At 61.1% G+C, this 12,457-nt stretch carries 11 protein-coding genes; 8 read left to right on the top strand and 3 right to left on the bottom strand.

The genetic code is table 11. The features are described from left to right. The first annotated feature begins 53 nt into the window (after positions 1–53). Positions 54–1,274 carry a pyridoxal phosphate-dependent aminotransferase gene (locus FQP90_RS04285; RefSeq protein ID WP_144648499.1) on the top strand — a complete coding sequence of 407 codons (1,221 nt, stop codon included), beginning with the start codon at positions 54–56 and terminating at the stop codon, positions 1,272–1,274. Between the two features lie 54 nt (positions 1,275–1,328). Continuing rightward, positions 1,329–2,183 carry a polyphosphate kinase 2 family protein gene (locus FQP90_RS04280; protein WP_144648498.1) on the top strand — a complete coding sequence of 285 codons (855 nt, stop codon included), beginning with the start codon at positions 1,329–1,331 and terminating at the stop codon, positions 2,181–2,183. Between the two features lie 21 nt (positions 2,184–2,204). Here FQP90_RS04280 and FQP90_RS04275 read toward each other — a convergent pair whose 3' ends face one another. Next, entirely contained in the window at positions 2,205–2,462 is a 258-nt protein-coding gene (locus FQP90_RS04275) for an exodeoxyribonuclease VII small subunit (RefSeq protein ID WP_144648497.1), read from the bottom strand. Positions 2,463–2,515: 53 nt separating this feature from the next. After that, on the bottom strand, positions 2,516–3,793 hold the full coding sequence (gene xseA, locus FQP90_RS04270) for an exodeoxyribonuclease VII large subunit (RefSeq protein WP_144648496.1): 1,278 nt from the start codon (positions 3,791–3,793) through the stop codon (positions 2,516–2,518). Positions 3,794–3,974: 181 nt separating this feature from the next. Here xseA and FQP90_RS04265 point away from each other — a divergent pair, with 181 nt between their 5' ends. Next, on the top strand, positions 3,975–4,838 hold the full coding sequence (locus tag FQP90_RS04265; RefSeq protein ID WP_144648495.1) for a hypothetical protein: 864 nt from the start codon (positions 3,975–3,977) through the stop codon (positions 4,836–4,838). Between the two features lie 24 nt (positions 4,839–4,862). After that, complete coding sequence (locus tag FQP90_RS04260; protein WP_144648494.1) at positions 4,863–5,948, top strand: 4-hydroxy-3-methylbut-2-enyl diphosphate reductase; 1,086 nt, start codon at positions 4,863–4,865, stop codon at positions 5,946–5,948. A 79-nt stretch (positions 5,949–6,027) separates the two neighbouring features. On the opposite strand, the gene FQP90_RS04255 is transcribed toward FQP90_RS04260, so the two are convergent. Then, positions 6,028–7,257, bottom strand: a complete 1,230-nt coding sequence (locus FQP90_RS04255; protein ID WP_144648493.1) for a DNA recombination protein RmuC — start codon at positions 7,255–7,257, stop codon at positions 6,028–6,030. A gap of 113 nt (positions 7,258–7,370) precedes the next feature. Here FQP90_RS04255 and ychF point away from each other — a divergent pair, with 113 nt between their 5' ends. The 4 genes from ychF to FQP90_RS04235 all read left to right on the top strand — a co-directional run bounded on the left by ychF (position 7,371) and on the right by FQP90_RS04235 (position 12,455). Then, a complete protein-coding gene (ychF, locus tag FQP90_RS04250) occupies positions 7,371–8,456 on the top strand; it encodes a redox-regulated ATPase YchF (protein ID WP_144648492.1) in 1,086 nt (361 codons plus the stop codon). 328 nt (positions 8,457–8,784) lie between these two features. Beyond that, positions 8,785–10,467: a peptide ABC transporter substrate-binding protein gene (locus FQP90_RS04245; RefSeq protein ID WP_144648491.1), complete on the top strand. Its 1,683-nt coding sequence runs from the start codon at positions 8,785–8,787 to the stop codon at positions 10,465–10,467. Between the two features lie 124 nt (positions 10,468–10,591). Then, the gene (locus FQP90_RS04240; RefSeq protein WP_144648490.1) at positions 10,592–11,521 is read left to right on the top strand and encodes an ABC transporter permease; all 930 of its coding nucleotides are present in this window, start codon (positions 10,592–10,594) and stop codon (positions 11,519–11,521) included. After that, positions 11,511–12,455 (top strand): ABC transporter permease, encoded by a 945-nt coding sequence (locus FQP90_RS04235; protein WP_144648489.1) that lies wholly within the window; start codon positions 11,511–11,513, stop codon positions 12,453–12,455. The genes FQP90_RS04240 and FQP90_RS04235 overlap by 11 nt, the downstream gene beginning before the upstream one ends. Positions 12,456–12,457: the final 2 nt, after the last annotated feature.

Here is a 12,457-nt window from a genome sequence, read left to right as displayed (position 1 = left end):
TATGTGAGTCAAGTCTCAGCTGAACTACATCACCCTTGTGGCATATTTGAGGGATGGCGAATTTCAAGCAGTCCACCAAGCTTCATAATGTCCTTTACGACATCCGTGGACCGATTCTTCAGGCCGCCCAGCAGATGGAGGCGGAGGGTCATCGGATCCTCAAACTGAATATCGGAAACCCGGCCCCTTTCGGTTTCGAAGCGCCTGACGCCATTTTGGTGGACATGATCCGCCACCTGCCAAACGCCCAAGGTTACAGTGATTCCCGGGGCATCTTCTCCGCTCGGACCGCGGTCTCGCAGTACTATCAGACGCGCGGCATCCAGAACATCCACGTCGATGACATCTACTTGGGCAACGGGGTCAGCGAACTCATCACCATGTCCCTCATGGCACTCCTCGACGACGGCGACGAGGTGCTGATTCCCACCCCGGACTACCCTCTCTGGACTGCCTCGGTGGCTCTGGCCGGCGGCCGTCCCGTGCACTACCTCTGTGACGAGGACTCCGGATGGCAGCCCGATCTTGAGGACATGGAAGCCAAGATCACGCCGCGGACCAAGGGCATTGTTGTGATCAATCCCAACAATCCCACCGGTGCTGTCTATCCGGAAGAGACCCTCAAGAAAATCGTTGCCCTCGCCGAGAAGCATGGCCTGGTTCTCTTTGCGGATGAGATCTACGAGAAAATCCTTTACGAAGATGCTGTCCACATCAACCTTGCGGGCCTGACCGGCGACGACGTCCTGTGCCTGACGTTCAGCGGGTTGTCCAAGGCCTACCGTGTCTGCGGCTATCGTGCCGGCTGGATGGCTATCTCCGGACCCAAGAAGGATGCGGCCGACTATCTCGAGGGCATCAACCTGCTGGCCAACATGCGTTTGTGTGCCAACGTCCCCGCACAGCACGCCATCCAAACGGCACTCGGTGGCTACCAGAGCATCAATGACCTCATCCTCCCCGGAGGAAGGCTCCTGGAGCAGCGCAACAAGGCCTACGACCTCCTGAACGCCATCCCCGGCGTCAGCACCCAGCAGGCCAGGGGCGCTCTCTACTTGTTCCCGAAGCTGGACCCCGAGGTCTATCACATCAGGGATGACGAGAAGTTCGTCCTGGACCTGTTGAAGGAACAGAAGATCCTGGTCTCCCATGGTCGTGCATTCAACTGGGTGCGTCCGGACCACTTCCGCATGGTGACCTTGCCCAATGTGAAGGACATTGAAGAGGCAATTGGCCGCATGGCGGACTTCCTGTCGAGGTACCCGGGCAACTAGCCTGAGGTCCATGGCTGCGCCACGAGGGCGCGGCCCGGCAGAAAGGCACGCCCCATGGCTGTTGCAGTTGAGTTCGCCTCGAGTCCCGCCGAAGTCCTGAGGGTTGGCCCAGGCTTCTCGCTGGCAAGCGTCGATCCAAAGTCAACGCCAGGATATGCCGGTGCCAAAGCTGACGGGCGCGCCCTGCTCGAGGCACAGGATGCCCGGCTCGCGGAACTGCAAGAGAAGCTTTTTGCCGAGGGTAAGTTCGGCAGCGGTAAGCGGCTGCTGCTGATTCTGCAGGCGATGGACACTGCGGGGAAGGGCGGCATCGTCAGCCACGTGGTGGGCGCAATGGACCCGCAAGGCGTTCAGCTGACTGCCTTCAAGGCCCCCACGGACGAGGAAAAGTCGCATGACTTCCTGTGGCGGATCGAGAAACAAACGCCGGCGGCCGGAATGGTGGGGGTCTTTGACCGGTCACACTATGAGGACGTCTTGATCCATCGTGTCCATGCGTGGGCCGACGCCAAGGAGTTGGAGCGGCGGTATGCCGCGATCAATGACTTCGAGGCACGCCTCGCCGAGCAGGGCACCACCATCGTCAAGGTCATGCTCAACATCAGCAAGGACGAACAGAAGAAGCGTCTCATTGCCAGGCTGGACGATCCCAGCAAACACTGGAAGTACAGCCGTGGAGACCTGGCAGAGCGTGCCTACTGGGATGACTACATGGACGCCTACAGCACAGCCTTTGAGAAGACCTCAACGGACATCGCTCCATGGCACGTAGTACCGGCCAACAAGAAATGGTACGCACGCATCGCTGTTCAGCAGTTGCTGTTGGACGCCTTGAAAGGATTGAAGTTGGACTGGCCCAAAGCCGACTTCGACGTCGCCGCCGAACGGGCGCTCGTAGTGAATTCCTAGGCCGTCCCTTTCCTGCGTCAGCTAGTCGGTGCCGGCGGCAGCCCCGGCGTCGTTGCTGGCATCCCGGGCGGTTGCCAGGCGTTTGCGGGCGCCCTCAAGCCAGTCCTCGCATCGTTTGGCAAGTGCTTCGCCCCGCTCCCACAGAGCCAAAGATTCTTCGAGGCTGGCTCCGCCGGCCTCCAATCGGCTGACGACGGCCACTAGCTGTTCACGGGCTTCCTCGTAGCTCAAAGCGTCCAAGGAGTCCGTTGAAGGGGCCGCTGAATTGTTCTCGGTCATGATGTCCTTTGATGTGGTGGTAACGGCGGTGCCCGCGAATATGCCCGCGACTATCAGTGCTCCACGAGTTGGCCTTGGCCCGTGGATACAGCCCTGAAGCGGCCCTCGGCTACGCGGATGGCTAGCGCGGTCCCGTCCGGAGCTTCCTCGGGGCTGCTGATCACGTGATGCCCTGCCTGGTCCTCGCCGATGAGTTGCACTACGGCATAACCTCGGTCAAGTGTCTTCTGCGGTGACAGTGCCCTGACCTGGGCCCGCAAGTGATGCACCTGGTCCAGGGCGCGGACAACAGCGGTGCTTACTGCCGAATGGGAGCGCCGTTGTAGGCGGTGGATATCATCCGAACGGGCGTCCACCATCGAATCGGGAGCGGCCAGCACTGGCCGCGACCTCAGCGCATGGAGCCGATCCGTCTCACGATCCACCATTCGTCCGATGCTTCGTCGAAGATGATCCCGCGCTTGGCGGACCATGGCCAATTCCTCGGCGACGTCGGGCACTATCCGTTTGGCAGCATCAGTGGGGGTGGACGCACGGAGGTCAGCCACATCATCCAGGATAGGTCGATCCGCTTCATGGCCGATCGCACTGACAATGGGGGTGGTGGCGGCCGACACGGCGCGAATGAGGTCTTCGTTGCTGAACGGGAGGAGGTCTTCCAAAGCGCCGCCGCCTCGGGCGAGGACAATGACGTCAACGTGCGGATCGGCGTCGAGTTTTTTCAACGCGGCGATGATTTGGGAGACCGCTGTGTTGCCTTGGACGGCGACTTCGCGGACGTCGAACTCAACTGCGGGCCAACGCAGGGCAGCGTTGCGCAGGACGTCTTTCTTGGCGTCGGAGTCCCGGCCCGTAATGAGGCCGATGCGGTGGGGGAGCAGTGGCAGCTTACGTTTTCGGGAATCCGCAAACAGGCCTTCGGCTGCCAATGCCTGGCGCAGCCGTTCGATTCGGGCCAACAGGTCCCCCAAGCCCACCGGACGGATGTCTTTGACCGACATGTTCAGGCGTCCCGTTTTGACCCAGAAGTCAGCCTTGACCAAAGCAACCACGCGGGAACCCCGTTCCAGGGGTATCTTTTGGCGGTCCAGCACGGTGGACCACACCGAAGCCGGCAGGGAAATTTCGGCATCAACATCACGCAGGGTCAGGAAGGCATTGCCGCCCCGGCGGTTCATCTCGATGACCTGGCCCTCGATCCAAGCCGCCGGTGCACGCTCAATGTGCGCCTTGAGCTTGCGGGACAAGAGTTGCAGCGGCCAAGGGTTGTCTGGACTGGTCTCTGCGGCTGTTCCGGGCAGGGTGGACTCCGGCGTTTGTTCAGCGGACATGAGCTGTCCATGCCCTTTCCAATAGCCGTGATGGTGCCTGCATGATCTCTATCCTCGCTAGGTTTGCGGTCATGGGTGCCGGCCGCCTTCCAACTCTATCCATAGCTTGATCTCCGGCCCTGACATTTTTCCTGCCATGTGGACAGACCTAGGATGGTGGCATAGCCCCCGACCCCCGAGGATGACCTTGCGTACTTTCGTTTCAGCATTGGGAGTGATCCTCGCCTTGCTCCTCACCGCCGTCGCTGTCCCTGCCGCGTGGGTGGATCAGAACATCGTCAAGGAAGAGGGATTTGTTCGCATCGCCGGAGGGCTGGGCAACGATCCCGACTTCCAAAGCCGTCTCGCGGCTGCGGCGGTTGGCACGTTCGAGTCTTCGGTGGACCTTCCGGGACCTATCCAGTCCTTGGCGGCGGACGCGCTGCGGAATGCTGCAACAGGGATGCAGTCGTGGAGCGACTACCCCGCAGCATGGGAGGAAACTGTCCGAAACAGCCACCGGCTGAATTTTGGGGCAGCACCGCAAACGGAAGAAGCGGCGACCACCACGGCCTTGGTTCTTGATATTGGTCCCCTGGTGAGGCTCATACGCGACCACTTCGCTGAGGCTACCCGGATCAGGCTCGATGTTCCTGCAGAAAGCCTGGTGTCCTTGGGGGAGCCCTCCCATCGGCAACTCGTGGAACGCGTCGCTGCTTTCGCCCCGTTGTGGTGGTTGGCAGCAGCCGGGGCTTTGTTGGCATCGCTCCGGGCCCTGGCCGCAGCGCGACGACGCTCGCTGGTGTTGGTGTTCCTCGGATTAGGGGGTTTGGCACTTGCAGCACTTTGGACGGCAGGATCAGATCTCGCCGGCGGAATTGTCGGGAACCTCGCCAGCGCCAACGGCGTGGCTGAGCTGTTCAAGCAGGAATTCCTCACCACGGCCCGTACTGGTTTTGGACAGTGGACGCTGATCGCTGCAGTGGTGTCAGGCGTTGTCCTTGTGGTGGGCATCATCGGGTCCGTGGTGTCAGGGCGACAAGGGTCACGTTCTGCCCGCAGTTAAAGTCCGGGCCGGTAGCATGGAGGGATGACCAGCACAGCAGTTTCCATTCCTATGCCCACGGTGCCGCGCAGACGGCGATCTCCGGAAGAGGTACAGGCAGCGGCGCCCGTCACGGGTCCCAAGAAGGTTCTGTTGGCAGCTCCCCGCGGTTACTGCGCCGGAGTGGACCGGGCCGTCATCGCCGTGGAAAAGGCCCTGGAGCATTACGGCCCGCCCGTTTACGTCCGCAAGCAGATTGTCCACAACGTGCATGTGGTCAGCTCCTTGGAAGAACAGGGAGCCATTTTTGTCGAGGAGACGGACGAGGTTCCCGAGGGCGCATTGGTAATTTTCTCTGCACACGGCGTCTCCCCGGCTGTCGTCCAGTCCGCAGAAGACCGTGGACTCCGCACCATCGACGCCACCTGCCCGCTGGTGACCAAGGTCCATAAAGAAGCTGTGCGCTTCGCCAAGGAAGACTACGACATCCTGCTCATCGGCCACGAGGGCCACGAGGAAGTCGAAGGAACGGCCGGTGAAGCCCCCGAGCACATCCAGATCATCAATGGTCCCCACGAGGTAGACAAGGTCACAGTCCGCGATCCCGAGAAGACCATTTGGCTTTCGCAGACGACGCTCAGCGTGGATGAAACCATGGAGACCGTCCGCTTGCTCAAGGACCGATTCCCCACGCTGCAGGATCCGCCCAGCGACGACATTTGCTATGCCACCACCAATCGTCAGGTGGCCATCAAGAAGATCGCCCCCCAGGCCGATCTGGTCATCGTGGTGGGTTCAGCCAACTCGTCCAACTCGGTCCGCCTCGTTGAAGTCGCCCTTGAGTATGGCGCCAAGAGCTCCTACCGAGTCGACTTTGCCAATGAAGTGGACGAAGCCTGGTTCGAAGGCGTTGCTACGGTCGGCGTAACGTCGGGTGCTTCCGTTCCTGAGGTACTGGTCCAGGACGTCCTGCGCCTGTTGGCTGATTACGGTTACGGCGAAGTCCAGGAAGTCGTGACCGCAGAGGAAGACTTGCTGTTCTCGCTGCCCAAGGAACTGCGGGCCACGCTCAAGAAAGCCGGCGACGTCACGCGAGCCCTCGGTGGCCGCGGAAACCGAGCCACGTCCTAGCACCACATGTGCAGAGCCGGCCCGCAGTGGGCACCTCCTTTCAGGGAGGCGCCACTGCGGGCCGGTCTCTTTAACTACGCTAGGCCGCCGACTCCTGACTTTCTTCGGAGAGTAGCTCCGGCGCCGCCAGCGCGCGTGGGACGGCTTCCACGGACATGGGCGCGGTCAGACCAGCATCGTCCATGGTGTTGAGCTTGCGCGCCGTGGGCAGGACACGGGCCTCGAGCGTGCCCACCATGGCGTTGTAACGGTCCACGGATGTCTTCAGCGAACTTCCCAGCTTGCTCACGTTCTCGCCCAGCGTGCCCATCCGTTCGTAGAGCTGCTTGGCGAGCTCGAACAGCTCATGGGCGCTGTCCGTCAACACATCCTGCCGCCATGTGAAGGCCACCGACTTGAGGACCGCGAGGAGTGTGCCAGGAGAGGCCAGGACAACGTTCCTGGAGAGGGCGTGTTCCAACAATCCCGGATCGGCTTCCAGAGCCGACGCCAGGATGGACTCGGCCGGGAGGAAGCAGATCACCAGTTCGGGGGAGTTCCCGGGAATGTCCCAGTACTTCTTTGCTGCCAGGGCATCTATATGGGCCTTGAGTGCTTTTGCATGCTGCGCCAGAAGCGTCTTGGAGTCGCGGTTGGAGCCTTGGGTTACTGATTCACCGAAGGCACCATCACCATGCAGTTGTTCCTGCGCCGAGAGGTACGAGGCCAAGGGGACCTTCGCATCCACCACCAATTGCTTGCCGCCCGGCAGCTGGACCACAAGGTCCGGCCGCAAGGTGTTCTCGGTGCGGCCGGAATGGACCTGCTCATGGAAATCGACGTGCCGCAGCATCCCCGAGGCTTCCACGACCCTGCGAAGCTGGACTTCGCCCCACTGGCCACGTGCACTGTTGGAGCGAAGGGCAGAGGCCAATGCGTGTGTTGAACGCAGGAGTTGTTCGTCCGACAGGCGGGCGTCCTGCAGTTGCTGGGCAAGCTGTCCGTATTGCTCCACCCGGTCGCGTTCCAGGAGCGAAACCTGTTGCTGTACCGCTGTCAGCTTCTCAGCCACTGGGCCAAGGGCGCGCAGAACACTGCCATCCGAGTTCCTTGCTGCGCTCAACTCCCGGTTCTGTGTCATCAAGAGCCGGCGTTCGGCGTCGGCGGCTGCGAGCTGCGCCGTCACTTCCGACAGCCGCGACGAAACGGCGTCGAAATCCTCTTCCAAGCCGGCGCCCCGGCGTCGAAAGACGACGTAGCCTGCTGCGAGACCCACGAAGGCGCCTATCAGCAGCATGAGCAGGGCCAAGACCAATCCAAATCCATCCATGTGGCAACCCTGTCACAGGGGTGCGACAGTTTTAGCGAGGTTGCTGCCGTGGTCGTCGCCACAGCACGAGCCAACAAGCATGGACAAGGGTCCAGCGGGTAGAATCAATGCTCGTGGCTCTTACTATTGGCATCGTCGGACTGCCCAACGTCGGCAAATCAACCCTTTTCAACGCACTGACCCGCAACCAGGTGCTCGCTGCGAACTATCCGTTCGCAACTATCGAACCGAACGTCGGCGTGGTCAACCTGCCGGATCCACGTTTGGCGAAGCTGGCCGAGATCTTCGGTTCGCAGAAGTTGCTGCCCGCGCCGGTGTCCTTCGTGGATATCGCCGGCATCGTGAAGGGCGCGTCCGAGGGCGAAGGACTTGGCAACAAGTTCCTCGCCAATATCCGCGAGGCCGAGGCCATCGCCCAGGTTGTCCGCGTGTTCGATGACCCCGATGTTATTCACGTGGACGGCAAGGTTGATCCGCGCTCCGACATGGAGACCATCAACACTGAGCTGATCCTGGCTGACCTCCAGACCATCGAAAACGCCATCCCGCGCATCGAAAAAGAAGTCAAGATCAAGAAGCGCGAAGCAGCCGAACTGGCCGCCATCAAGGCAGCCCAGGCAGTTCTGGAACGCGGCGACACCATCTTCTCTTCGATCAAGAGCGACAAGCTGGAGATGGGGCATCTCAAGGAGCTTGGCCTCCTGACCGCCAAGCCGTTCATCTACGTGTTCAACGCCGATGAAGGCATCCTTGGCGATCCGGCAAAGCAGGACGAACTGCGTGCACTGGTTGCCCCGGCAGATGCCGTGTTCCTTGACGCCAAGCTCGAAGCCGACCTCGTTGAACTGGACGAGGAAGAAGCCCGCGAGATGCTGGAAATGAACGGGCAGAGCGAATCCGGCCTGGACCAGTTGGCCCGGGTTGGGTTCCACACCCTCGGCTTGCAGACTTACCTCACGGCCGGTCCCAAGGAAACCCGTGCGTGGACCATCCGCCAGGGTGACACTGCGCCGCAGGCGGCCGGTGTGATCCACTCCGATTTCCAGCGCGGCTTCATCAAAGCCGAAGTTGTCTCCTTCGACGACCTCATCGATGCCGGTTCCATGGCCGAGGCAAAGTCCCGTGGCAAGGTTCGCATCGAAGGCAAAGAGTACGTGATGGCCGACGGCGACGTGGTGGAGTTCCGCTTCAACGTCTAGGCAGCTGGTCTAGGCAAATGCCCTTTGCCGCTTTTTAGAAGGACCCTGGTTCAACAGAGCCGGGGTCCTTTTTTGCCCCAAGACCGTCCTGTCCTGCTGTCAGACAGCGAATATTACCACCGGGTAGCGTTTGACTTGAAATTCCTTGCAAATTAGGCATCCAGAGGTTGCGGAACGGTTACAGTTTGGCCAGCAAGTCCCAACATCCGGACGCAATGTGGGTAGGCTTACACACACATGTAGGCAACGTCACAGTAGGAAACTGTGCCTGTGCCTGGGGGCAATCACGAATTTCCCCTGCTCAACTCCACGACTCATAGGAGGCGGAATGCGTTTCTCGCGCACTTCCAAAGCTCTAGGCGTAGCGGCGATCATCGCCCTCGCAGTAACCGGTTGCGGCGGCGGTGGCGGCAGCAACACGAACAGCTCTGCCGCGACTGACCCGAACAAGGTCATTTCCGCATACAGCAACGAACCGCAGAACCCGCTGCTGCCGGCCAACACCAACGAGGTGTACGGTGGCCGCGTCGTCGAGCTGCTCTTCGAAGGCCTTCGCGCCTACGACTCGGACGGCAAGCCCGTCAACGCGCTGGCGGAGTCGATCGAAACCACCGATTCGCAGAACTGGACCATCAAGGTCAAGTCCGGCTCCAAGTTCACCAACGGCGAGCCCGTCACGGCCAAGACCTTCGTGGACTCCTGGAACTTCGCCGCACTGAGCACCAACCTCCAGAACAACGGCTTCTTCTTCGAATCCATCGAAGGCTACGCCGATGTCAGCGCAGTCACCGAGACCACTTCCGCCGACGGCAAGAAGACCTCGACGCCGGCACCCACCGCACAGACGATGTCCGGCCTGGCTGCCACTGACGACCAGACCATTACGGTCAAGCTGACCCAGCCCGAAGCTGACTGGTCCCTGCGCCTCGGCTACTCCGCCTTCTACCCGCTTCCCTCGGAGGCGCTGAAGGATTCCAAGAAGTTTGGCGAGAACCCGATCGGCAACGGCCCGTACAAGTTCGAGAAGGAAGGCGCCTGGGTACACGACCAGTCCATTTCCCTCGTCAAGAACCCTGACTACACGGGTCCCCGCGCTGCCAAGAACGGTGGCGTGACGTTCAAGTTCTACACCGATCCGGGCCCCGCATACACGGATCTCCAGGCTGACAACCTCGACATCACCGACGTCGTGCCGTCCAACGCCCTGAAGACCTACACCACGGACTTCCCGGACCGTAACTCCACGCGTCCGAACGCCAACAACGCCACCTTGAACATCCCGGGATACAACCCGAACTTCCAGGGTGAAGCCGGCAAGTTGCGTCGTCAGGCGCTGTCCCACGCCATCAACCGCGAAGAGATCACCAAGGTGATCTTCAACGGCACGCGTACCCCGGCCACCGAGTTCACGGCCCCCGTGCTCGACGGCTACAACGACGCCATCCCCGGCAGCGACGTCCTGAAGTTCGACGCCGCCAAGGCCAAGGATCTCTGGGCCCAGGCCGAGAAGATCAAGCCGTACGACGGTTCCAAGCCGCTCCTGATCGCCTCCAACACTGACGGTGGCAACAAGGAATGGATCGACGCTGTAGCCAACGGTTTCAAGAACAACCTCGGCATCGAGGCTGAAATCCAGCCGTTCGCCAAGTTCGCTGAAGTTCTGGACCTGCGCAAGTCGCAGTCCCTCCCGGGCCTGACCCGCGCCGGCTGGCAGGGTGACTACCCGTCGCTCTACAACTTCCTCGGACCGGTATGGGCAACCAACGCCTCGTCCAACTACGAGAAGTACTCGAACCCCGAGTTCGACAAGCTCCTCAAGGAAGGCCTTGCTGCCAAGACTCCGGAAGACGCCAATGCCAAGTTCAACAAGGCACAGGAAGTTCTGTTCACGGACCTCCCCGGCCTGCCGTTGTGGTACCGGGCAACCCCGATCGTTTGGAGCAACAACGTTGTCTCAGCTGAAACCGGCTGGAACGGCGGCATCCGTTACTTCGACATCGAGGCCAAGTAGTCCTCAGGATCTGAACTTGCCGTAAGGCAACGGGGGTCCGGCCAATGCGCCGGGCCCCCCTTGCTTGCTTGGCAGGAAGGCACACATGACACACCAATGCCCGACCACCGGAGAGGGGTGACCCGTGGTTCGCTTTATTTTCCGTAGGCTCCTCCAGGTCATCCCGGTTTTCCTGGGGACCACCCTCCTCGTTTATTACATGGTCTTCGCGCTACCCGGCGATCCGATCGCCGCCCTCTTCGGGGAGCGCCAGCCACCGCAGAGCGTCATCGACGCCCTGCGCGCCCAGTACAACCTGGACCAGCCATTCTGGGTTCAATACGGGCTCTTCATTAAGAACCTCTTCACCTTCAACCTGGGCGTTGACTTCACCCAGCAGCCCATCGCCGACTCTTTGGCCAGGGCTTTCCCCGTCACGGCAATGCTCGCCATTGAGGCCCTGATCATCCAGGCTGTCTTCGGCATCGCCTTCGGTGTCTTCGCCGGCCTCAAGAAGGGCAAGCTGTTCGACTCCACGGTCCTTGTGGTCTCGCTCCTGGTGATCGCTGTTCCGACCTTCGTCCTGGGCTTCGTCTTCCAGCTGGTGTTTGGCGTCCAACTTGGCTGGGCAAAACCCACAGTGGGTGCCAATGCCGACTGGGGCAACCTGATTCTTCCGGCAATTGTGCTGGGACTCGTCTCCTTTGCCTATGTGCTCCGTCTTACCCGCGCCTCCGTCAGTGAGAACATGAACGCCGACTATGTGCGTACGGCAACGGCGAAAGGACTTTCCCGGCCCCGCGTCGTTATTGCGCACATCCTCAGGAACTCGCTGATTCCCGTGGTGACTTACCTGGGCGCCAACCTTGGCGGGCTCATGGGCGGTGCCATCGTCACCGAGGGCATCTTCAACGTCCCCGGAGTGGGAAACAAACTCTTCCAGGCCATCCAGCGAAGCGAAGGCCCAACCATCGTGGCCATTGTGAGCGTCCTGGTCCTGGTCTTTGTCATCACCAACCTCTTGGTTGACCTCCTGTACGCCTGGCTTGACCCGAGGATCCGCTATGACCAGTAATACTGAACACTTCGTAGCTCCCGTCGAGGAGACACCGCTTCTGGCCACTGATGCTGTCAAGACAGATCAGGCGCCCCTGAGCCTCTGGGCCGATGCGTGGCGCAAGCTTCGCCGCCGCCCCCTGTTCATCGTTTCCTCGCTGCTGATCCTGCTGCTTGTGGTCGTTGCACTTTTCCCAGGACTCTTCACCAGTGTGGAGCCCAACAGCGACTGCCAGTTGGCGAACTCCGAGGGCGCGCCCACGGCGGGCCACCCCCTGGGCTTTACGCTGCAAGGCTGCGATGTCTATTCCCGCGTTATCCACGGTACACAGGCCTCCTTGTCCGTCGGCGTCCTGTCCGTACTTGCCGTCGTCATCATCGGTGTCACCCTTGGTGCGTTGGCCGGGTACTACGGCGGCTGGCTGGATTCGGTCCTTGCGCGTCTTGGCGATATCTTCTTCGCCCTGCCGATCATCCTCGGCGCCCTGGTCATCACGCAGCTCCCGTTGTTCCGCGAGAACAGAAGCGTGTGGACTGTGGTCCTGACGATCTCCTTGCTGGCATGGCCCCAAATGGCCCGCATCACCAGAGGCGCCGTCATTGAGGTGCGCAATGCGGACTTCGTCACCGCGGCCCGCTCCTTGGGTGTGTCCAAGTTCGGCGCCCTGGTAAAGCACGCATTGCCGAACGCACTGGCTCCCGTGATTGTGCTGGCCACTTTGGAATTGGGCGTCTTCATTGTCCTTGAAGCCACGCTGTCATTCCTCGGTGTCGGTCTGCCTGGAAGCGTGATGTCGTGGGGTAACGACATTTCCGCAGCCAACGCATCCATCCGCACCAACCCCGGAATCCTGCTCTATCCGGCAGCCGCCCTGTCCATCACCGTCCTGAGCTTCATCATGCTTGGCGACGCCGTCCGCGATGCTCTTGATCCCAAGAGCCGTCAGCGCTAAGG

The sequence above is a fragment of the Paenarthrobacter nitroguajacolicus genome (assembly GCF_007786235.1).
Classification (GTDB): Bacteria; Actinomycetota; Actinomycetes; order Actinomycetales; family Micrococcaceae; genus Arthrobacter; species Arthrobacter nitroguajacolicus_A.
Note: the sequence above shows the minus strand (reverse complement) of the source record. Positions and strands in the feature narration are given on the sequence as shown.